Source organism: Paraglaciecola arctica BSs20135 (assembly GCF_000314995.1).
Taxonomy (GTDB): Bacteria; Pseudomonadota; Gammaproteobacteria; order Enterobacterales; family Alteromonadaceae; genus Paraglaciecola; species Paraglaciecola arctica.
In genome coordinates this window covers 301767-324919 of the sequence record NZ_BAEO01000027.1, presented here as the reverse complement: position 1 = coordinate 324919, position 23153 = coordinate 301767, and the positions used below count along the sequence as shown (strand labels likewise).

General features: G+C 40.5%; 23 protein-coding genes. 10 read left to right on the top strand and 13 right to left on the bottom strand.

The window, feature by feature from the left end:
* From GARC_RS10605 to GARC_RS10575, 7 genes are read right to left on the bottom strand one after another with little or no spacing between them, the layout of a single operon-like run.
* The gene (locus GARC_RS10605; protein ID WP_007619699.1) at window positions 1-567 is read right to left on the bottom strand and encodes a hypothetical protein; all 567 of its coding nucleotides are present in this window, start codon (window positions 565-567) and stop codon (window positions 1-3) included.
* A 40-nt stretch (window positions 568-607) separates the two neighbouring features.
* A complete protein-coding gene (locus GARC_RS10600) occupies window positions 608-1786 on the bottom strand; it encodes a DUF3570 domain-containing protein (protein ID WP_007619698.1) in 1179 nt (392 codons plus the stop codon).
* A gap of 7 nt (window positions 1787-1793) precedes the next feature.
* Window positions 1794-2039, bottom strand: coding sequence for a DUF4266 domain-containing protein (locus GARC_RS10595; protein WP_007619697.1), 246 nt, complete (start codon window positions 2037-2039; stop codon window positions 1794-1796).
* A 3-nt stretch (window positions 2040-2042) separates the two neighbouring features.
* Window positions 2043-2585, bottom strand: a complete 543-nt coding sequence (locus GARC_RS10590; RefSeq protein ID WP_007619696.1) for a TlpA family protein disulfide reductase — start codon at window positions 2583-2585, stop codon at window positions 2043-2045.
* 30 nt (window positions 2586-2615) lie between these two features.
* Window positions 2616-3272 carry an outer membrane beta-barrel domain-containing protein gene (locus GARC_RS10585; protein WP_007619694.1) on the bottom strand — a complete coding sequence of 219 codons (657 nt, stop codon included), beginning with the start codon at window positions 3270-3272 and terminating at the stop codon, window positions 2616-2618.
* Window positions 3242-4018 (bottom strand): SH3 domain-containing protein, encoded by a 777-nt coding sequence (locus tag GARC_RS10580; RefSeq protein WP_007619692.1) that lies wholly within the window; start codon window positions 4016-4018, stop codon window positions 3242-3244. Before GARC_RS10580 ends, GARC_RS10585 begins: the two co-directional genes overlap by 31 nt.
* On the bottom strand, window positions 4018-6639 hold the full coding sequence (locus tag GARC_RS10575) for an HzsA-related protein (RefSeq protein ID WP_007619690.1): 2622 nt from the start codon (window positions 6637-6639) through the stop codon (window positions 4018-4020). The genes GARC_RS10580 and GARC_RS10575 overlap by 1 nt, the downstream gene beginning before the upstream one ends.
* 806 nt (window positions 6640-7445) lie before the next feature.
* Between GARC_RS10575 and GARC_RS10570 the strand changes: the two genes are divergently transcribed.
* The 4 genes from GARC_RS10570 to GARC_RS27635 all read left to right on the top strand — a co-directional run bounded on the left by GARC_RS10570 (window position 7446) and on the right by GARC_RS27635 (window position 13694).
* Window positions 7446-8678, top strand: a complete 1233-nt coding sequence (locus GARC_RS10570; protein WP_007619688.1) for a hypothetical protein — start codon at window positions 7446-7448, stop codon at window positions 8676-8678.
* Between the two features lie 2 nt (window positions 8679-8680).
* Window positions 8681-11170, top strand: coding sequence for a LamG domain-containing protein (locus GARC_RS10565; protein WP_007619686.1), 2490 nt, complete (start codon window positions 8681-8683; stop codon window positions 11168-11170).
* Window positions 11171-11315: 145 nt separating this feature from the next.
* Window positions 11316-12908, top strand: a complete 1593-nt coding sequence (locus GARC_RS10560) for a hypothetical protein (protein ID WP_007619684.1) — start codon at window positions 11316-11318, stop codon at window positions 12906-12908.
* Window positions 12909-13193: 285 nt separating this feature from the next.
* Complete coding sequence (locus GARC_RS27635) at window positions 13194-13694, top strand: prepilin-type N-terminal cleavage/methylation domain-containing protein (protein WP_007619682.1); 501 nt, start codon at window positions 13194-13196, stop codon at window positions 13692-13694.
* A 50-nt stretch (window positions 13695-13744) separates the two neighbouring features.
* On the opposite strand, the gene GARC_RS10550 is transcribed toward GARC_RS27635, so the two are convergent.
* The gene (locus GARC_RS10550) at window positions 13745-14083 is read right to left on the bottom strand and encodes an FKBP-type peptidyl-prolyl cis-trans isomerase (RefSeq protein WP_007619680.1); all 339 of its coding nucleotides are present in this window, start codon (window positions 14081-14083) and stop codon (window positions 13745-13747) included.
* A gap of 106 nt (window positions 14084-14189) precedes the next feature.
* Between GARC_RS10550 and GARC_RS10545 the strand changes: the two genes are divergently transcribed.
* Window positions 14190-14786: a thioredoxin family protein gene (locus GARC_RS10545; protein WP_007619678.1), complete on the top strand. Its 597-nt coding sequence runs from the start codon at window positions 14190-14192 to the stop codon at window positions 14784-14786.
* A 138-nt stretch (window positions 14787-14924) separates the two neighbouring features.
* Here the strand turns inward: GARC_RS10545 and GARC_RS10540 are convergent, their stop codons facing one another.
* The 4 genes from GARC_RS10540 to GARC_RS10525 form a co-directional block, all read right to left on the bottom strand.
* Entirely contained in the window at window positions 14925-16184 is a 1260-nt protein-coding gene (locus GARC_RS10540; RefSeq protein WP_007619677.1) for an outer membrane protein transport protein, read from the bottom strand.
* 247 nt (window positions 16185-16431) lie between these two features.
* Window positions 16432-17340, bottom strand: coding sequence for a hypothetical protein (locus GARC_RS10535; RefSeq protein WP_007619676.1), 909 nt, complete (start codon window positions 17338-17340; stop codon window positions 16432-16434).
* Window positions 17337-18197 carry an ABC transporter ATP-binding protein gene (locus GARC_RS10530; RefSeq protein ID WP_007619675.1) on the bottom strand — a complete coding sequence of 287 codons (861 nt, stop codon included), beginning with the start codon at window positions 18195-18197 and terminating at the stop codon, window positions 17337-17339. The genes GARC_RS10535 and GARC_RS10530 overlap by 4 nt, the downstream gene beginning before the upstream one ends.
* Entirely contained in the window at window positions 18197-18559 is a 363-nt protein-coding gene (locus GARC_RS10525) for a GntR family transcriptional regulator (protein ID WP_007619674.1), read from the bottom strand. The genes GARC_RS10530 and GARC_RS10525 overlap by 1 nt, the downstream gene beginning before the upstream one ends.
* A 287-nt stretch (window positions 18560-18846) precedes the next feature.
* On the opposite strand from GARC_RS10525, the gene GARC_RS10520 reads away from it, so the two are divergent.
* The 5 genes from GARC_RS10520 to GARC_RS10500 all read left to right on the top strand — a co-directional run bounded on the left by GARC_RS10520 (window position 18847) and on the right by GARC_RS10500 (window position 21460).
* Entirely contained in the window at window positions 18847-19695 is an 849-nt protein-coding gene (locus GARC_RS10520; RefSeq protein WP_007619672.1) for a substrate-binding periplasmic protein, read from the top strand.
* 122 nt (window positions 19696-19817) lie between these two features.
* A complete protein-coding gene (locus tag GARC_RS10515) occupies window positions 19818-20153 on the top strand; it encodes a PBPRA1643 family SWIM/SEC-C metal-binding motif protein (protein WP_007619670.1) in 336 nt (111 codons plus the stop codon).
* A gap of 69 nt (window positions 20154-20222) precedes the next feature.
* Window positions 20223-20660 (top strand): nucleoside deaminase, encoded by a 438-nt coding sequence (locus GARC_RS10510; protein ID WP_007619668.1) that lies wholly within the window; start codon window positions 20223-20225, stop codon window positions 20658-20660.
* A gap of 118 nt (window positions 20661-20778) precedes the next feature.
* Entirely contained in the window at window positions 20779-21243 is a 465-nt protein-coding gene (locus GARC_RS27275; RefSeq protein WP_007619666.1) for a hypothetical protein, read from the top strand.
* Between the two features lies 1 nt (window position 21244).
* Complete coding sequence (locus GARC_RS10500) at window positions 21245-21460, top strand: helix-turn-helix transcriptional regulator (protein ID WP_007619665.1); 216 nt, start codon at window positions 21245-21247, stop codon at window positions 21458-21460.
* 124 nt (window positions 21461-21584) lie between these two features.
* On the opposite strand, the gene GARC_RS10495 is transcribed toward GARC_RS10500, so the two are convergent.
* Window positions 21585-23147: a bifunctional GNAT family N-acetyltransferase/carbon-nitrogen hydrolase family protein gene (locus GARC_RS10495; protein WP_007619663.1), complete on the bottom strand. Its 1563-nt coding sequence runs from the start codon at window positions 23145-23147 to the stop codon at window positions 21585-21587.
* Window positions 23148-23153: the final 6 nt, after the last annotated feature.

Sequence of the window (23153 nt, the reverse complement as noted above, 5' to 3'; positions counted from 1 at the left end):
TTAAAGCTCGACCGCCTCAAAAACGGGCTGCTGCTTAACACTAGAATCAATAATGCTTAATTCTAAGGATTTGGCATCAGCCGTTTTAGTAAATGTGAGACTGGTGGCTCTTTTGTATTCTCTATCTTGTGGCCCTTTACCAATAAAAAATGCACTGAGCTGGTGTTCACCTTGGCCTATATTATCAATATGTAATTTTTGCACGCCGCCTTTAAACAAGGCTTGAATTTGTTTTTCGGTATACAGATGGTAGCTAACTACCTTGTCGTCAATCTGCAACTCAACTGCATCTAAGTTAAAATAAGTGCCTACATCCATTGATAGATACACCACTATTTGAGTACTAGACGGAAACAATAAGTCCTCTTCGAGCACAAACAAATCACGGTTAAGGGCAACCACTTCTTTTCTTAGTTGTTGTAATTGTTCAGCAACGGTGCTGTTAGCAGGCTGGTCATCTTGCTGGGCATTCACCATCAAACTGATACTTAATAACAGGCCAACAAACAAAAATTTCGACCAATGAACAATGTTGATTTTTGTTGCTTTTTCAGAATATAAACTCATGGTGTTACGTTTCCTATGGCCCTTAGACAATCAAAGAACATTAGTAAAATATGGACACGTACAAACGTGTGATATTGGCTGAAAATTGATAAAGCGGCTCAGCACCTACTGGTACAACTTCGGTTGAGGCATCTACCAGTACATTCCTAAAATCATCATAGTCAAAGTTCACATGATCAAAATCTAGGTTGAGAGTGCTTTTCTTGAAAAAATTAGTTGCTGAAAATTGGAATTCATAAGTCACACTTAAACCTAGAGACAAGTTATTAAAAGTGCTCATTTCTTTATCCCGGGCGCGGAAGTTAAATTCAGCACTTCGATTATATAAATCCTGATAAAAATCAGCTTTATCTTGTTGGTAATGGCGAGCCCGTAATTCCACAATCCAGTCTTCACCAAAAGTATGGATATATCCGAGTTTATAAGTATTAGCTTGTATGCCCCACGAATCGGAAAACACCTTAGCTTCGCCATATACAGAGGCACGATAAGGCAGATAATAGTTTGCTGTAACAGCGGCCGCGTTACTTCTGCGAGTGTTGGGGTAAACCTCTGTTTCAAATCGATAACCACGAGCGCTAGTGGCGTCTAAAAAGCGTACTGAACGATAAGGGTTATTCAAATATCCTTGATCAGAGATGTTCTCCACACTCAAGCCCATTATCATATTTTTAGTAATGACCTGAGTGATCCCTAATTGATAATTTTGGCGCTCGGCTAATTCTAAAAAAGTGTCATCACCGGTTTTTCCTACTTCATCATTACCTTTGGAATAACCTAAGGAAAGCGTAGTGAGATCACCAAAAAAGTCTTGGCTAACGCCAAAATGAAACGACTCTGCTTCAAAGTCGTTTTCTGAACTAGTGGTGTAGTTCAAACTCATCAGGGTTTTATTGTGAAGGTAATCAACGCCAATACTATTTTCAGTGCGCTCTTCTTCATAAGGACTGGCAGTCGCTAAAACGTCTATCGATGCACCAGAAATAGTATCAACATAATAATTTGCTGAAAAAGAAACATGATTGCCAATTTTTTTCCGTAATAAAATTGAAGGTCCGTCGATCGACATACCTCCACCTTGATAGGAGTGATACATAGCATCAGAGCGATCTTGTGGTAACACCGCAGCAAAAGCCTGCCAAGCCAGCACCCCAAGAATAATGCAGGCAAATATTAGTCGCGATAGCAGCTTTCTCACTGTGCCACTTGGACTCGTCATTTTACGCCTAATTACAGCCACAACCGCCTCCAGCACCACCTTCGGCACCTCTTGCTCCTTCACGTGCTTGATAAGCGTGATGGGTATAAGACAAGGACACAGGATTACGATTCATACTCATGATAGGGTCAGCCAAATTATCTCGTTCATAGGGTTTGACCCAAGGCTCAAATGTACTACTACAGCCACTGGCTAAACCCAATACCATGATGGCAATGAGCGAGAGCAATGAGTTTGATTGATTTACCTTCACAGCCTACTCCCGAAGTAACGCTTTAACAGCTTGTTTGTATTGCACTTCATCGCCACTTTTATAACCCTGGTGCAACAAACGTTGGTTACCATCTCGGTCAACAATCACTGTGGTTGGCATAGCGTTCACTTGATATAACTTGCTGACATCGTCATTCACATCAAATAACACTGGGAAAGAAACAGGGATATCGTTTAGCAATATGTCAGCTTTAGATGAGTCGTCGTCCACATTGACCGCTAAGATGGTAAAACCCAAATCCGCATATTCCTGTTGCAACGCTTCCAAGTAAGGCAGTTCTTCACGACACGGAGCACACCAAGAAGCCCAAAAATTAATCAAAACCACATTACCTAGTTGTTCTTGCAAACGCACATTGCCGCCATTTTTACTGGGCAAAGTAAAGTCTGGTGCTGGACCTTTACTATCTGCAGCAAAGCTTTGAAGAGATGTGAACAAAACAGCAATGCAAACAATCGCCAAGCCTATAACATGGTAAAAATTTGTATTGGTTTTATATTGCTGGTTTTTAATAAGTAACGGCATAAAATAATATCTCAATAAGTAAACAACGGACTAAAAGAAGAAGGTGGCACCCAAGCCATATTCAATATTATGAGTGGTTTTTTCCTCACCAATCAGCTCAGAATTAAACAGGTGATCTTTCATATTAATGTGCAAAGCAAAAAAGTCAGTCAGCAACAGTCGATAACCCGCACCTAAGCTCAAGGTAAATCTTTCATCGCCACCAAACTCAGTACTACCTGCACCTAAGGTGATATAAGTGGCAGAGTTAAACACCCAACGATCGCTGAAAAAAGTTTCGCCATTAAGGTTATAACCCAAGGACACATTGTAATAACGATAATCGCGTTCCGCTTCAGTTAAAAATGGAGCACCACCACTAAGCACTTCAAAACTGGTTTCTCCCGCTTCAGCCTGGCCGTAAGTGGCTTCGACAAAAAAGTCTTCATTGATGTGATAAGCCGCACGGACTCCCAAAACCATACTAGATGAAAAATCCTCAATACTGATCACTCCTACTAACATGCCAAATTCAAAATTTTCTGAATCTATATTGGCTTCGTTAATATCTCGGCGTTCTACACTAGGCTGGATAACACTTTGTTCAGTTTCTTGTTCGCTTTCTTGTTCGCTTAGCTGCGCAAACAAAGAAAAACTGAGCAGTGTGCATACTAGCCCTAGAAAAAAACTGCGAATCCCAATTTCCATTGTTCTAAATCCTCGTTTTCGTCTCTATCGGTTAAAGCTTGAAGATGTTGATACTCAAGCTTGAGCATAAAATTTTGTGCAATGTAATAACGTAAGCCTAAACCTGCAGCCAACAAGTCACTGGTGCGAGTTTCATCACCACTTTGCACTAAGTTGGCTCTAGGTTTGGTGCGAATTTTTCCTGCACCTAAGGTGACATAGGGTGACAGGCGCCATTCGGGAAAGGCTGTATGTTGCACACGCACTAAAAAGAATTGATTTTCAGATAAATTACCCAAGGCTTGAGTCACACTAATCCCAGCGATTAAGTTTGCAGTTGCCACCCAATCCGCAAAGACTGTCATAGAAGGCACACCTTCGAAGGAACCGCCTAAAGCGCCAAATTCAAAATCACGTTGAGCAAATGACTCAAATGAGCCGTCGGCTAATTTAACAGCCTCTCCAGTACTGCTTTGAGTCAAGTGTAATGCCTCTTGTTTGACCCAACCTTGCACACCTTTATTTGTTTCGACTTTGAACCAGTTGGTTCTGCGCTTTAATACAGTGATCCATTCTTTTTTTGCCGCGACATGGATAACAGGAAAACCACCAGCAGGCCCAGAATGTAATTCGATATAAGGCTGCGTAATCTGCACTTGCACAATTTCATCGGCTAAAGCCGGATTGGTTATAAATAGCAACGTTAGCCAAATGCCTAAGCCAGACTTAACGAAATTAAAATATTTTTGTATGGATCTCAATAACATCAGTTTAGTGGTGCCACAAAAGGATTATTGTAATATTGGCCACCAATATCTAACCATTCAGATAACAGTTTTAACTCGGCTGGAGTTAGCCAACCTTGATGTGCACCACCACTATTAAAAATGTTAAAAAACCGGCCACTAGATCGGGCACCATTTACAGACATGCTGTTTGCTACGCTCACTGTTTGAGTCACAGCTATTGCATTACCTTCACCGTCCAGTATCAACTCGCCTTCCTCATCAAGTTCGAACACAATATCGCCATTTTCATCGGTAACAATCACCAAACGATCGAGCAATGCCCCCTCGACTAACTCTTGTTCATTATCGGTAAACATTAGTTCTCGATAACTGGTTAGAAAATCGGCATTGTCTGTTGATGGGGTTGCACGCAAGTCTAACTGAGCAGCAGGTACCTGTGCTAAACCGTCTTCGCCTTCAGGCGTATGGCAAGTTAAACAACTTTGATCTTCAAGTAGTGTCACGCCGTTTTCAGCAAACTTTTGTCTGTTTAATGACAAAATGGGTTGAATATGCTCGGTAAAATGAATTTGGATACGGCACAAGTTTGTCCAATTAACAGCGCAGGCTACAGTAATAGGCAGCGGGGATTGTAAGTCAGCATAACTGTATACAAAACTAACTGCTTGGGTTTGCTTAGCAGGATCTGTCCAGATATCTTCAAAATAAATATCTGCAGTAGGATAGTTGATGCCGTTAATTCTGCCTGATGTTTGTGCCATGGTATCACCTAAATCAGCAAATAAGGCTGGATTGGTATTAGGAAACGGGCTACCAGTATTGGCTGCGCCTAAGTTAATACTGTCGACTTCGGCATCTGCTCGACCATGAGGTGTTTCGCTATCTCGACTATGACAACCATTGCAAGTGCGCACTTCTCCGGGCACTAACTGCAACCAGTTTTGATGTCTTTCGCTGACACGTTTACCATTTTTATCGAGCACACTAAATGCTAAAGGTACATTCGCGGGCACATCAAATAATACTGAACCATCTGGCTCAACAGGCACATATCCAATAATTTCACGCATCAACTGATTACTGCTGCGTCCAAAAGCAGAATTCACAAAATCCTGTACCTCTTCTGTTGGAATGGATACGGCTTTGACTAATCGTAAAAATCGCGCAGGTCTGTCGTCAATAGGCGTTTGAGTTGGATCGGCCAGTATTGCGATGCCTTGTTCTGTAACGTCAATTCCTGCAAAGTCATATACACTTTTAATGTGTACTCGGCCTAAGCCATTGTTTGCTAAGTCTTGATCGAATTCTTCAGATTGTTGAGCATCGGCTGGGAAAGCGCGGGCCTGCATGGCCACAATATCGGTATAAAACTGGCCTTCCTCAGGAACATTTATGACCAACTGAGTATTTTCAATCGGATCAAACATCCACAATCCGAATAGCAGCGGGGCGGCTTCTGTCTGTGGATCTGTTATCAATTCATCATCACAAGGTAAAATAGTACGAACTTCGCCCTCAACTAAAACTTGTTCGGGATCGTATATGCGGCATTGGCTCCAGCTAAACAGCATCCTTTCGCTGCCATCCCAAAGTGGATAAACGGCTGAGAAAACACCGCCGGGTGAAATACTGCCGTCGATGACAACGTTATCGAATACAGCTGACACTTGCGCTGGCCCTGTTAATCCAATTTGCGACGCAATTGGCATAGTATTGTCAATATAATTGGCGATATCAATATTGACGTATTCCCCACCCCAGTTATTACTATCTAAAGGTCTAAGGGCGGCCAATAACTGACCACTTGGCTGCTCGGCCAATTGTGTAAATTGCAAGGCTTCATCAGTGAGTTCACTATTATGACTATGACGACCATACACAATTTCTAAGCCACTGCCGTCAGCATTCATTTGATAGATGTTAATACTATTGTTGTTTGCCGCGTTATCCCAGCGGCTAAACAAAATTTTGCCGCTACTGAGTACCATAGGATCAAGATCGTGACTCTGATTAAAGGATATTTGTTGAATGTCGCTACCATCACCATCCATTACATGTAACACAGAGGCTATTTGATCGCGATTTTCATCTAGGGCTTGATATTGAGGTTTACCCTCGTCTAATAAAAGAGCTTGATTAGCCTGTTGTCTGGTAGAACTAAATACAATGCGTCCATCAGGTAAGTAAGCGGGTGAGGTATCCTGGCCAAATTCGGCATCTAAGTCTGATGTGATAACACGGCTCAGAACATCTTCGGTTAAGTCATACTGCCAAATATTCCAACTGGGTTGTTCGTCGTCATCGGCATCTTCGATTTCTGGTGCACGCATAGCAAACAACAAACGGGTGCCGTCATAGGACACAAATAAATCTTTTACATCGTAACCAGCTAAAGGTGAAGTTTCTGTTGCAGCCAAAATTTCTTGTTCGGAGAAAAATGCGCGATCTGAAATATTTTTCTCAATGGCGCTGACCGAAGCCCTTGGTTTGATAAATAATTGCGCACCGGGGAAAAAATCATTAGGAACCCGTAAATCTTGAGCAAGCAAAGCTGAATCTTCATCTAATGGAGCGGGCCGTTTAATATATGCTATAGGCACATCGACAACCACAGGGTCGGTTTTTTGCTCTGTAGTCAATATTTGATCGCCACCGCACCCTATAAGATAAACACACAGTAAAAAAGCGACTGCGCGTGACAGGCTAAAATGGATAAGTCCTAATAATGACCACTGATTCAAGGTGTTTTCGCTATGGTTAATAAAACGCTACTAGACTACCAGTTTATGTTGAAGGCAAAAACTGTCTATAGGCAGCTACTTTTTGCCTATTAATAGACGATAGATACTTGCATTAACGACGTTGCGGGACAATTTATGGTTTTATTATTAGGAATATTATTCAATACCTTAAGTTATCTAACCCGAGTTCAGGTTATATTCCACGAAAACAATGCCATTTTAGTTTAGCTTTTATTCAAAATAATTTTACTGAAATTTAACGCCGCAGAAGGTGTATGATATTAAAGACATTTAACAATACCTAACAAAACACACCTAATCAATTGATAAATATACAGTTAACCTAACCAACTAAGATTATTAAAGTAAAACTAAGTATCTTTATTTTTACAAACAGTCGGGTATTAGTAACGTTTCGACTAAAGTACTGCCCTTTAATTTAGATTACATTTCATAAACTCCAAGCAATTCAAAACATTAAACTAAATGGCGCAATTCGTGCTCTCCTCGTTAGAGACTTAAGAGACATCTAGCCAATTTTGGTAGAATTATTTTCCGAGAATTTACTTTTTAACTCAACTAGGCTTTTTAGGTATAATTTCCCAAACCTAACTTGCATTAATTGTATTGTCACAAATGGATTTATTGACTACAACCCATAATAAGCCAAACAAATCGTTATTAGCGGTAAGAGGAGTTCCAATTTGAAACATCCAGTCAGGCAAATTGGCAGAAATAAAGTCGCTATCAGTTGCGCACTATTTGTCGTAGTTTTATTTACTCTTACGCATTCTTACGCTGGAACAAGAGAACAAGCCAAACGTATACATGATCGACTAACAGGTGTGCCACCAAGTAACCAAGTGTTGGAACAAATGGAAAGTCTTATCAGTGCAGGTAATGTCCGCGGGGCTGCAGATATAGCAATGGACGATCCAGCCTTTTATTCGGTGACTTTAAAAAATTGGATCACACCTTGGACAAACGAAAACGCTGATGTATTTGCACCTTTGAATGACTATACGGCTACTGTCATTGGCATTACTCGAGATGAAATAGATTTTAGGCAAATACTCTTCGGCGATATTTTATACATTGCTGATGCAAGTTCTGGTGTACCTGCATATTCCATCACTAACAATGCCCACTATCAGGCATTGGACGACCAAAGTGCTGATTTAAAAGATGTGCTTAAAGCTACGACCCAATCAGCTTTGACAGGTTTGCCTACAGAAGCAACGGCGGGCGTAATAACCACTCGCGCTGCCGCTAAAGCATTTTTTAAAGACGGCACCAATCGCGCCATGTTTCGTTTTACTTTAATCAATCACATGTGCACTGACTTGGAAGGTTTAAAAGATACTAGTCGCAGTCCAGATCGCATTCGCCAAGACGTGAGTCGTAGCCCGGGTGGCGATAGTCGCATATTTAATAATTCTTGTGTGGGTTGTCACTCAGGTATGGATCCACTGGCTCAGGCATTTGCTTATTATAACTACGAGTACAATGTTAATAGCGATCCCGAAGGTGAACAAGGCTCATTACAATACAACCAAGCTGGCGCAACAGATCCCGATACTGGCATCCAAGTACAAGGTAAATATCTTATCAACGGCAACAACTTCCCTTATGGTTTTATCACTAACAATGACAATTGGAGTAATTACTGGCGCCATGGATTAAATAAAAACCTTGGTTGGGATGAGTCTTTGCCTGATAACGGTAGTGGCGCTAAATCTATGGGACAAGAACTAGCCAACAGTCAAAAATTTGCTAGTTGCCAGGTCACAAAAGTGTTTAAAAACATCTGCTTACGCTCGCCTCAAGACTCGGCAGACAGGACAAAAATCACTAGCATGACCAACACTTTTACCAGCACAGGTTACAACATCAAACAAGTGTTTGCCGATTCCGCTGACTACTGTAAGGGGGAATAACAATGGTGACTAACATGCTCTCTTTAACAGCAACCTGCCGCAACAAAGCGCTCACAGGATTAGGGTTAATATTAAGTATTTCGCTAATGTCTGCTTGTGGTGGGGGTTCGGTTGATGTGGTACAAACACCTGCTCCAGCGCCACAAGAAAATACTCCTGTTACTTATTCTGGCCCTGTTGCCGCAACGCCAGACGTGACTCAATTTAAAATTGAGTTATGGGACAATATTAGTTCACAACAACGTTGTGGTGCCTGCCATGTACAAGATAACCAGTCACCTGCATTTGCTCGTAATGATGATATTAACTTGGCTTACAACGAAGCAAGTCTATTGGTAAACTTCAGCTCACCTGAAGATTCTACCTTAGTGACAAAAATAGCGGAGGGACACAATTGTTGGTTAACCAGCGACTCAGCTTGCGCCGACATAATGACAACATGGATCAACAACTGGGCAGCCACTGAAAGTACAGCTACGGAAATACAGCTAGAAGCACCTGTAGCAAAAGACCCAGGTGCCAATAAAAACTTCCCGGTAGATACTGGGCTTTTTGCTGACACTGTTTATCCGTTATTAGAAACCTACTGTGCAAATTGTCATACCAACTCTGCCACTATTCCTATTTCCCCCTATTTTGCGTCCAGCGATATTGACGAAGCTTATGATGCATCAAAGGCTAGGATCAACCTCGATACTCCTGCCAATTCGCGTTTTGTGGGCAGAGTACGAGACGAATTTCACAATTGTTGGACTGATTGCACTAGTAATGCTAATGCTCTTATCAGCGCAATCCAAAACATGGCCGATGGCATTGATATAACCGAGTTAGATGAAAAGGTTGTCTACAGTAAAGCCTTAACTCTTTTTGATGGCACACTAGCTACAGGTGGCGGGCGTTATGAAAATGATGTGATTGCCAAATGGGAATTTAAAACCGGCTCAGGCACCACCGCTTTTGATACCAGCGGTGTTGAACCGGCTATCAACCTCACTCTCAATGGCGATGCGAGCTGGGTAGGTGGTTGGGGCATTCAGTTAACTAACGGAAAAGCTCAGGGTTCAACCACTAGCAGTAAAAAATTACATAACTTGATTACAGCAACGGGCGAATTTGCCATTGAGGCATGGGTAGTACCGGCCAATGTCACCCAAGAAGGTCCAGCCAGAATTATCAGTTATTCTGGCGGTGCCGACACTCGCAATTTCACCTTAGGCCAAACCTTGTATAACTACGACTACCTATTACGCACCGATAAAACCAATTTAAACGGCCAGCCTGCACTGTCTACAGCTGATGCAGCAGAAATATTACAGGCCAGTTTACAACATGTGGTAGTTAACTATGACTCGGTGAATGGCAGACGGATATTTGTTAACGGCCGATTTACAGGAGATACAGATAACACCGAAGTAGGTAATTTTGCCGACTGGAATGACAGTTATGCCTTTGTATTAGGCAATGAAGTATCGGGAGATATTCCTTGGGCGGGCTCCATAAGAATGGTCGCTATCCATAACCGTGTATTAAGTACTGAACAAGTCATACAAAACTTTGATGTTGGCATTGGCCAAAAATTCTTCTTGTTGTTTGAAGTGAGCGAAGTCACTAAGGTTCCACAAAGTTATGTGGTGTTAGAAGTCAGCCAATTTGATAGTTACAGCTACTTATTTAGCGAACCATTTTTTATCACTTTAGATACTAGTGCTAGTATTCCTGACATCCCATTACAAGGCATGCGGATTGGCATTAATGGCCGTGAAGCCACTGTAGGTCAGGTGTACCAAAACCTCGATACACAGTTGAGGCAAAACAATTATATAGCAGGCCAAGGACAAATATTATCGACCTTAGGCACTATTATCCCTATTGAGAAAGGCGCAGAGTTAGATGAATTTTTCCTTACTTTTGAAGTTCTGGCCGAGCAAACTAACGTTGTCATCGAAGCTGATCCCCCAGCCCCGGCCGCCAGTCCAGACCTAGAGGCACAAGCCCAAATTGGTATACGTAACTTTGCCGAAATAAATGCCAGCATGTCAGCAGTAACAACTGTGCCTATAAATAACTCGGCAGTTAAAGCTACCTTTGAAAAATTGAAACAACAACTACCTTCAGTGACTAATATGGGCGGTTTTCTAGCCTCCAATCAGATGGCTGTGACCCAAATGGCGATAAAATATTGTGACCAACTAGTCGAAACCAAAAGCTTAAGAGATAACTATTTTACGGGCTTTGATTTTAGTCAAAATGCTTCATCGGCATTTACGACTCAAGCCAGAAACTTAGTGTTAACCCCATTAACAACCAAGATGTTAGGTACTGGTCTGAGTGACCAACCCAATAACAACGATGTTATCAATGAATTAAACAACTTAATTACCCGCCTAACGGATTGCAGTGGCGACAAAGTGTGTGATGCCAACTATACCAAAACAGTCGTCAAAGCAGTGTGCGCCGGAGCCTTAGGCAGCGCGGCTATAACCATGCAATAAGTGTTAAGTGTTGAGTAAAAGATATGATCCACCACAGAGAACACAGAGTGCTTCGCTCACAGAGAAAAGAACCAGTTGTTATCTTTACCTCTGTGTTCTCAGTGACCTCTGTGGTGAAAATTTTTTGCAGTATGAGAGGTAACAAATGAAAAACAAAAATCCAATCGGCTTGAACGACCCTCTTTATCATGCTTGCCATGCCAAACCAGTGACTCGCCGCGATTTTATTGCTCAAGGTTTTATGGCTGGTATGGGCACTGTACTCAGCGGTTCAGTGTTAAGTTTGTTTGCCAATCCAGGTACAGCACATGCCACTTTATCTGCTGATTTAGAAGCACTAAAAAGCAGTTGTGGCATTGCCACTCAAGGTGCCGGAAAAATACCCTTTATTGTGTTTGATTTAGCAGGTGGTGCAAATATTTCAGGGTCAAATGTATTAGTGGGTGGTCGAGGTGGACAATTAGATTTTCTCAGTACTGCGGGTTATAGCAAACTTGGTTTACCGGGAGATACCGTACCTTCCATTGCGAATCCCGTTAGCGGCCTCAGTGATTTTATTAATACCGAATTAGGCTTAGCCTTTCACTCTGACAGTGCTTTTTTGCGAGGCATTCAAGACAAATTAAGTGTGACTAACCGCGCCAACATTAACGGTGCTGTTATCCCTGCCCGCTCTGAAAATGATACTGGTAATAACCCTCACAACCCTATGTATGGTATTAATAAAGTTGGCTCTGATGGCTCATTGTTAACCTTAATTGGTTCCCGCAATTCAGACTCGGGTGGTAACTCTATGTCACCTGCAGCCATGATAGACGCTTCTAAACGGCCCACTAAAATAGACCGACCTTCTGATGTTACGGGCTTAGTAGACACCGGGGATTTAGTGGGTTTATTAAGCCAGCAAGACTCAGTTGCGGTAATGGAATCGATTCAACGGATCAGTGCCATGAAATTAGGCAAGGTAAATACCCAAATCACCACAGATGACGTATTAAAAGACTTGGTGAATTGTGGCTATGTAAAAAGTGCCGACATCACTGATAGATTTGGGGATCCCTCTTCTCTTAATCCTGAGCTGGATACCGACATAGTTGGAGAAAATGGCATTTTCACCCAAGAAGAATTCGACAACGACAGTGAGTTTAGAAAAACCGCTTCTACTATGAAACTAGTGATCAACGGTTTTGCAGGGGCAGGCACTATCACTATGGGTGGCTTTGATTACCATACCGGAGACAGGTCAACAGGTGAAGTACGAGATTTACGGGCAGGCCGCTGCATGGGTGCTTGTTTGGAATATGCAGCACGTGTGGGCGTTCCGCTTATGATGTACGTGTGCAGTGACGGCTCGGTGGCCAGTAACGGTATGATCGACGATTCAGTGAATGGCCGCGGAAAAGGCGTATGGACAGGTGATAACTCATCTACCGCAGCATCATTCTTTTTAGTCTACAACCCTGGCGGCACGCCACAATTAATCGGCGCAACGGCTGATTCACAAGCCCAACATCAACAAATTGGCTATATGCGCAGCGACGCATCAGTGGAAACCGCTGCCACACCAGCCGCTAACAACGTTAACTTGTTGGTAGAAACAGTGATTTTAAATTATATGGCGCTACATGGTGAACAAGGAAATTTTGCTAGTTTTTTCCCACAAAACGGCTTGGGAAGCTCGGTATTGAGGGACAGCCTGACTGCCTTTGAACCTATTGTGAATGGGGTAATGACCTAGTAACCTGAGCTCTGGATAAGCCATACCGTCCAGCACTGTTATTATTACAATTGTTGTAAGGAAAGCGGCACGTCTTAATCAGAGTTCAGGTTAAGTAATCCCCTTTTAGGTAGTTTTACTATGAGAAATAGTAAGCTGCGGTTCTCTTTACTAACAACCGAATTTACATTAGATATTTGCCTGCATATAAACCTATGGCACCTGCCACAAAAACAGCTAAATACTTGTTTATAATGTATTTTAGTGGTCTTATACCTAGCTATGTTAATAAAGAAAAAGATTCGTATGCATAAAGATGTACAAAGTGGTTTTACGCTAATTGAGTTAATTATAGTCATAGTTATCTTAGGTATTCTGGCTGTGGTAGCCGCTCCTCGGTTCATAGACATAAAAGGTGATGCCATTATTGCCGAGTTAACTGCCGTGCAAGGAGCATTAAAGTCAGCCAATTCCCTTATTTATGCTAAAGCAGTGATAGCAGGTCAAGTAAAGGTTGAATCTGGCGCTATAACCACTAACGGAGCTACAATCAGTACGACTTTAGGGAACATTACCCCTTTAGCTGCCAATGTCATTTTGGCGCTTGAAGGTACTTACGAAGTAATGGCTAACGCAAACGATTCGATTACCGCAGATTGGGGCGTATTTGATATTCCGGGTGGGAAATCCATGTATATAGTCCCCAAGGGTTACGCAACTTTTGATAACTGCAATTTGCTTTATAATGTTGACGCAGCAAATACAACTGAACCTACTTTTTATAGAATAACCACTAGTGGCTGTTAGTTCAGAGATCTGACAATCCGTTTCATGCAAATAAATGATTTCAGATTACTTTAATCTCTAGTCAGTACTTCTAATAATTCAATTTCGAAGATTAAGTTAGAGTTGGGCGGGATCATAGTGCCAATTTGGCGTTCTCCATAGCCTAAATGTGCCGGTACTCGTAAACGTCGCTTCCCGCCCACTTGCATATCCTTTAGGCCTAATATCCAGCCTTGAATAACACGTTTGTTACTAAGGACTGTTTGAAAGGGCGCATTCTTTTTATAAGACGAGTCAAACTCTGTTCCGTCTTCAAGCCAACCCACATAATGAGCGGTGATCAACGCTCCTCGTTCGGCCGCTTTGCCTGTGCCTTTTAGCAGATCTTCAATTTCTAATTCTTGTTGCATACTTACTTTTGAAAAAACTAATGAGAGTGAAAGTATAACTCGTAACGATTGCAACAGGTAAACTGTTGGACAAGCAGTATCGAATTCTAACTTGAGGAAACAAAACATGGCAGTAACGGCATCCAAAATGTTGGCATTAGGTCACAAAGCAGCGAGTTTTAGTTTACCTGATACAGAAGGTAATATAATAAGCTTGGACAACTACAAAGATAGTAAAGGCTTGGTGGTGGCTTTTATTTGTAACCATTGCCCTTACGTTATCCATATTGCGCCGCAGTTAACTAAGGTTGCACAGCAATATCAAAAAAAGGGCATCGCTTTTGTCGCAATTAATAGTAACGACGTTGAGCAATATCCCGATGATGATATGGCACATATGATTAAAGAAAAGCAGGCCCGTCACTATCCTTTTGCCTACCTACTCGATGAAACACAGCAAGTCGCGCAAGCTTATTCAGCAAGATGTACACCTGACATTTATCTATTTGATGGTGAACAACAGTTAGTTTACCGTGGACAATTTGATGACTCGCGACCGACTCGTATATCTTCTGGTAACTACGACTCATCTAAACATCGAGCGACTGGTAGCGATCTAATACATGCGATGGATGCATTACTTGATGATCATCCTATTGATACAAATCAGACCCCTTCAATAGGCTGTAATATAAAATGGAAGGCAGGGAATGAACCTGATTAACAGTTTGAATCCCCTTATTTAGACTGAATTGAATTTAAGACTATTACAAACTTTCCAGGGCAACAATAAATGGAGTGTAAAATTGATTTTCACACTCCATTTAAACAAGTGACATGGATAAATCAGCTCAGAATAGCTTTAGAATTTATAGTTGTACTGAGCGGAGAATATCAGCGCGTCGCCTTTACTACTAAATGTCCATATACTACCTAGGTTGTCAGTTTCATCAAAGGTGTGTTCATCACCTTTAATAATACTCAAACCCATGTCGACAGATGATGTTTTATCAACTTTATAACTGGCTCCTGCACTTAACCATTTTCGGTTAGAATCGGGGATTGAGATAGATAAATGATTACTGTCTGTAGGTGTTGCATCATAAGCAAATCCAGCGCGCAATTTGATATTTTTATCCAGTTGATAACTACCGCCTAACGCATAGCGAAAACTATTTGAGAAGTTTTCTTTCTTTGAAAACAAAAGAGTATTACTTTCTGATGCATATGCTTCCAAAGACTCAAAATGACTCCACTGAGTCCATACGATGCTATAATTTAATGCCCATTTTGTATCAATAGAATGCACCCCAGAAAATTCAGCGGTCGCAGGTAACTCAAGATCTAAATAACCAGGTAAAACAGCGCTTGATAAGCCGCCTAATGCAGCAGGTAATTGGTTTGTATAATCACCTTCAAAAGTGAGGTTTGTTTTACTACGATAATGTAATCCTAAACGTGAGCCCTTATTAATTTCGTATGCAAGCCCAGCATTCCAACCATAACCACTATCATCACCCTCTAAGTCTACAGCAACAGTCTGCGCTGGTAGCCCCAAAGGATTGTCTCCAAAGTGGCGAACTAAATTTGCTTCTGCATAAATGTAATTAAGGCCCATGCCTACTGACCAATGTGCATCGATTTGATATGACACACTAGCATTAAGATTTACAGTAGTGATTTCAGAAATACCAGCAAGTTGCCCTGCGGCATAATCTTCTGGAAACTCAGTGGCTAACCCAAAATTTGAAAACACACCAAAACCTATAGCCACCTTTTCATTTATTGGGGTGACATAATAAATTGCAGGTATCAGGGCTTCAGGCGCAATACTGTCATTATCAAGGGCAGCAGCACTTGAATAAACAGGGGCACTTTCACCAGACACACCAACGTCGGGTAAAATATATGTACCCACAACGGATAATTCGGCCTTTTTAAAAGATGACATTAGCGCGGGGTTACTAGCCACAACAGACGCACTATCAGCGATAGCTGCTTCACCGGCGAAAGCTCGACCAAGCCCCGTTGCACTATGCTCTGAAAGTTGAAAAGCGGCGGCGAAAGCATTCAATGGTAATGCACCAACAAAAACAGCCAAAAGGGACGAAGTTAAATTCATAGGTATATCTCACTCATATTCATTAGGTAGCATATTTCTCTACCCGGTCTAAAATTTTGACCGCGCATAATATAGGTTTATAACTAATATAGTAATGCAAGTCGGGTAAATATGCAGAATACGAGGAGCTGTTTACAATATAATCTCAAATAATTTTCACTACCAACAAATCTATAACATTGATGGTAGTGAAAATAGCTGAAATGGTTATTTTTAAATTAATTTTAGCTGTTAGGTTTAACTGCCTTTACCCTTCACTTCGATTCACCCTTAACCAATACGTAAGGTACATAAACCCCACTCCTAGTAGTGTCGCGACTAGGCTGATTTTTGAAGATAGAACCGAAAATAGTAGGAACTTAGAAGACCCAATATCAGAGCCATTATTGGGTAACATCTCTTGCCCAAATGCAAAATATTCACGTAAGGTGTTAAAGAAAAAACGCCCATCCAGATGTAAATATTCCACTACAAAAGATTCAATAAGCAATATGGCGACTATGGGTAAGATCGCCCACAAAAAAGGTGCCTTATTGGCAAACATCGAGGCTAACATTAACCACGCAAAAACGGGAAACATCCATAGAGCATAAGGTAGTAAATTTAACCAAATAGAAACCAAGTTGCTAATGATATCGGCGCTCCCCCACAATCCCCATAAAGACAAGTCATATCCTAACGACAACACTGTGCAAACAATTAATGCCAAAAGTAGAAAAACCAAGACTACAAAGGTAGCCGCAAGCATAAATATCGCCGGTACAACTAAGGCGCCTGTAATCAGTTTAACTCCTATATTTAACACATCGGATACAGGTAATGAACGCCAGAAATAAATGGATAAATCACGTCTTTCGTCAAACAAACAAGTCGTGAAATAATAGAGCTGAATAATCAGTGACACTATAATAAAAGGTACAAACATGCCCATAATGGTGGCAAGTAAAAAGCGTGTAAAGCCTTCAACATTAGCCAAGTTATCAACATTAGTAATGTTTTCAATCAACTTCGAGCTTTGGTAATCTTCTATCAGCATCAGCTTAAGCAAAGGTGCAACTATGATAAAAATAGCGATGATGAGAGGCACCCAAAATAAGGTTTTTTTGAACTCCCAGATTTCCTTTCTGAAGCTAGTAATGATTTGTGAACTATTCATGAGTTGCTCTCCTGTGTCATCACTCCCACAAAAATATCAGCCAATGTAGGTGAACTTACCTTGCCTAAAGTGGACAATATTGCTGGATCTGCATTATCAAATAACATGCTTGTTATGCCCATCATGCTATTGGTAAACAGTGGTTTATGGATTTTTGCCTGTTCTATATGTTCGTTGTCAACGGCTAGCAATTTAAACCTAGAGCGAATATCGTCGACACTTTGGGCTAATACAATTTTGCCATCCCGTATAAATGCGGCATCGGTGAGTATATGTTCTATTTCTTCAATTTGATGAGTGGTGACTATGATGCATTTATCTTCATCATAAAAATCTTCCAATAAATGTGTATAGAATTGACGACGGGTCAGAATATCTAAGCCAAGTGTAGGTTCATCTAAGATCAGTATTTTTGCATCAACGGCTAAAATTAAGGCTAAGTGCAATTGTGTCACCATACCTTTGGATAAGGTTTTTACTTTGGCTGTTGCAGGTATATTAGTTTTGGCTAGAAACGCTTCGGCCTTTTGTCTATTAAAATTGGGGTGTACTCCATACATATATGTCAGTAATTGCTCGACTTTAATCCACTTTGGTAGAACAGCAACATCTGCAATATAAGCGACATCAGCCAGCATTTTTTCTCTATTTTTGCTGGGGTTATATCCTAAAACATTAATCACACCATCAAAACTGGTTAACCCTAATAACGCCTGTAAGCAGGTAGTTTTACCGGCACCATTTGGCCCCACTAAACCTAAGATCTGTCCGGCACTTAGGCTTAAATTAACATCATTTAGCACCTGCTTATTTTTATAAGATTTGTGGAGGCCTTTAATCGAAATCATAGCTGACATTAGTTATTCTCCTTGGTAGTGCGCGGCAGTTCTTCGACTGAAAACTTAAGACGTGAAATTTGTTGCAGGATCAGCGGCCACTCAGTGGACAAAAAAGAGGCTCGCTCAGTTTCCAATATTCGCTGAGGCGCACCTAGCTTAACAAACAAACCTTTACCTCGCTGCTTCTCAACATATAGGTCATCTTGTAACATTTGATAAGCCTTAGAAATAGTAAGCGGATTGAGTTGATATTCCGCAGCCACTTTTCTAACAGAAGGTAATGCTTCACCTTCTTTGATGTTGCCATCCAGAATGCGCTTTATCACTTGCTGATAGAGCTGTATATAAATGGGTGTATCCCCATTCCAATGAATTGTCATTTATTACTCCAAAGAATAACTTACAACAGTGTTATACATCACCAACACACTATCTACAATTATTCTCAGAGATCAATTTGTAAGCAATCATTACTTCATCAACCTGAACTATCGATACGGCTGTATTTATGATGATTATTTCTAATTCGTAAATACTATCTATGGCGAATTAGAATTATAAACTTACATTGATTTAAAACACTCTCGTTGTTAATAGATTGTTAATGCCCTCGCAAAATACTAATAGTAAATTACACTTAGTAGGAATTTATAAGGGGCAGAATACTATGAAAATTAGCCATACATTTTTACTGATACTTTTATCTTGTATTGTTAGCGCATGTAAACCTGAACCATCCAGTGAACAAACCCAATCAACGCCTATTGCTGCAGATGCTAAAACAACAACGTCAACGGATAAAAAAGCACCCTTCAAAAACTGCCAATTTGTACTTGGATTTGACGCATGGGAACCATATCAATACACAGATGTTGGTGGTCGTGTTGCAGGCTTGGATATAGAATTAGTGGCAGCGGTTGTCGAAGGCATGGGGTGCCAACTCACCTATCAACAAGGAACTTGGGTTGATTTGTTGATGGCATTAAAAGAGGGTGAAGTAGACATTCTACTGGGAGCATCAAAAACTGAGGCCAGAGAACAATTTGCGTTTTTCAGTGATGCGTACCGAATGGAGGAATTTTCTTTGTTCATTCGCAAAGGCGATAACAAGCTTGCAGAATATGAAACATTATCTGACTTCATAAAAAATGGCAGTCGAATAGGCATAGTGGGGGATTATGTTTATGGTCCAGATGTATCAACCTTGTTAGATGGCCCCGAGACTTCTAAGTATTTCGTCAATGCTATTATGGGTGAACTCAACGTAGCTAGGTTATTAGATGGTGATATTGACGGATTTCTTGAGGATAGTTTTGTAGGAGCGACACTTATTAGGCGCAAAGCATTATCTAATTACATAGTGGCTCATGGCATCACTATTCATACTGGTGATGCCTTTGTTATGTTCAGTCACAAAAGTATAACTCTGGATCAGCTTAGCAACTTTAATACACAACTAGAAAAAGTGAAAACTAGTCAAACCTACCAGGATATTTTAAACAAATATTCCTACTAATAGCTGATGAGCTACGGGCATATACTCAATCCATCGATGTATATGCCCACAATGAAAGCTTTAGGCTAGTGTCTTACTCTTATCCTGCTATTATCAAGCCCTAATTATATTGGGGTTTAATAATGTCTAAGCTTTTCTTTAAAGGTCGCATTGATGCACGAGAAAAATATCAAAATTTTGGTTATAACACCAACAGACAAGTGAAACTAGGGAGCGCAATTTCGCCTCTAACATTAGTCGTCAATTCAGAACTGCGAAAAAAAGAAATTGAGCAGATATTGTCAGAAAATTCACTTGTTGCAAATATCGAAATTAACAGCATTGAGAAAGAAAACATTATTGAGTTAGACGCAATTTTAAATAAACCTATTACACAAACCTCTACCCACAGCCTAAATCGTAATGATCCATGTCATTGTGGTAGTGGTAAAAAGTTCAAAAAGTGCTGTAGTGTTTGAAGACAAACATGCAAATACTCATATCACTCAGTCAATTAACAAAAATTGACTAACACTTAAGGAATGCTGATGGACAAATTCATGCAAGCTGCAATTGAAGAAGCTCAACAAGGATTAGCAGAGGGTGGTATTCCTATAGGCTCAGTTCTAGTCCATAACAACAAAATCATTGGTCGTGGCCACAATCGTAGAGTCCAAAAAGGCAGCCCAATTTTACATGGTGAAATGGACGCATTTGAAAATGCAGGACGTCAATCTGCACAGACTTATCGAGAGGCAATTATTTACACTACCCTTTCACCCTGTGCGATGTGTTCAGGAGCAATAATTTTATATGGCGTTAGCCATGTAGTAATAGGTGAAAATCACACTTTTTTGGGTGAGGAGGCCTTGCTCAAATCCAAAGGTATTTCAGTCGAAGTGCTGCAAAACCGGCAATGTATCGATTTAATGCAAAACTTTATCAGCTCAAAACCTCAGCTTTGGAATGAAGATATAGGTGAATAAAAGACAACTACGGCATACTTAAAGTACAATAAAACTAACTCAATGTTAATAATTTTGTACACCAGGTTAACTTTACGTTACTCTATTGATGATTAACAATCACAGAGGGGTAATAAATATGTCTTTTAAAGAAAAGAGTATTTGGATTTCATTAGTCAGTACTGTAGTTATTTTTGGTGATTACTTTTTAAATATATTGTCTTTAAGTAGGCTGCCTGCAGAGATTGCTAAAACAACAGCATTAGAACTATCTCTTAGAGCACTTTTTCTTATTATTATTGTTGAGATAATATTTCAAGGAATGCTTGCTGTGGGCAATCGAAAAGCAGCTGATCTTGGTGCTGATGAAAGAGACAAATTGTATGAATATAAAGGTAACAATTTTGGTTACACTGTATTGGTCATTGGGGTGTTTATTTCATTAGGCCGGATCGTTTTCTTAGAAATGAATCCGCAGTTTATGGCGCAAACTGACGTGCTAAATATCCCACTTTTGACTGCTCATATTTTGCTATTTAGTTTCATCTTTTCTGAAGTGGTTAGATTTTCAGCGCAACTTTATTATTACCGAAGTAGTTACTAACTTGGCTACACTTCCTATCAAAAACAAAATCCGCGAACTACGTTTTTTTGCTGAAGAAATGACTCAGCAAGAGCTAGCAGAATTGGTTGGCGTAACACGGCAAACGATCATGGCCATCGAAAAATGTAAGTACTCACCAACTCTTGAAGTTGCCTTTAAAATTGCTGAAGTATTTGGCCAGTCCATCGATGAAGTTTTTCAATACCAGTCAGTTTAAATCAAGAAGAAAGTTACTTTAGAGGCAACTGAATAGTGACCTTATAAATATCAAGTTTTCACAAAAAAAATGCCGTGAAAAACACGGCATCATTAAAAAATCACAAACTAGTGTGAACACTCACTTACTTACCAGTCCAGTCTACCTTGTATAAATCACGTCTTCTGTCGAGATAATTTCTAACTGAGCCTTCATTACGAAGTTGTGTCAATCTGTCCAAATCTAAGTCAACAATTAACGTCATTTCTGTGTTTGGTGTGGTTTCTGAAACGATTGCATCATGTGGGAAAGCAAAGTCTGAGGGTGAGAAAACAGCCGATTGCCCATACTGAATATCCACATTATCTACCTTAGGAAGATTCCCCACACTACCAGCAATAGCCACATAACATTCGTTTTCTATGGCTCTTGCCTGGGCACATATTCGCACTCTAAGATAACCATTTTTAGTGTCTGTCCAGAAAGGAATGAAGAGTATCTGAATTTCTTGATCAGCTAAAATACGACCTAATTCTGGGAACTCAACATCGTAACAAATCAGAATACCAATTTTACCAAAATCAGTATCGAAGGCTTGAAGTTTGTCGCCACCTTGCATGATCCAATCCTTCTTCTCATGGGGTGTTGGATGCAACTTATATTGGCTGTCAATTTGCCCATCTCGATGACAAAGATAACTGATGTTATATAACTCGTCATCCTTAACAACAGGCATAGATCCCACAATCACATTGATATTATATGACACGGCTAAGCGCGACATTTCAGTTAAGATTTCTTCACTGTATGTCGCTAAGTTCCATATTGCATCGATTGAGGTTTCTGCCGGTTTAATACCCATAAGTGGCGCATTAAAAAATTCTGGAAAAAGTGCCACATCACATTTGTAATCTGAAAGTGCATCAATAAAATATTCAGCTTGTTGCAATAATTCTGCAACATCATGAAAATAACGCATTTGCCATTGGATACAACCAATTCGCGCAGTATTTCTGTGGCCACCAAAAAGCTTAGGGGATTCCGCATTATAATAAATGTTATGCCATTGCAGCAGAGTGGCGTAACCCATCGAGGCTTTATCTTCTGGAAGATAAGCCTTAAGTATTTGTTTAACCTCAAATCCGTTTGAAATCTGAAAGGTCAAGATAGGGTCGAATAAGTCTTTAGACTTGACTGCTTCGATATAATCGTAGGGCGTCATGGTTTCGGCATGTTTAGCATAATTGGGGATCCGCCCACCAGCCATAATCGATTTTAAGTTAAGATTTTTACACAGCTCTTTTCTAGCTTCATACAAGCGACGACCCAATCTAAGACCTCGATACTCTGGAGATACAAAGACATCCACACCATATAACACATCACCTTTTGGATCATGTGTACCTAAATAAGCATCTCCAGTAATTTCATCATAGGTGTGTTTGTCACCAAATTTGTCATAATCGACTATGACCGAAAATGCAGCGGCAATGACCTTACCTTTATCCTCAATACAAATCTGTCCTTCTGAGAATGTATTGAGCTGAGCCTGATAATTTTTTAATGGCCATGCGCCTCCTACTTGAACATAAACTACGTCCATCAACTCCTTCACATCAGCATAATCGTCGAGGGTAAGGTATCTCAACTCTAAAATATGAGTAGGGTCGTCAGTGCTTGGGGTTGGATTAGTTTCTCTGTCTTGCATATCTGT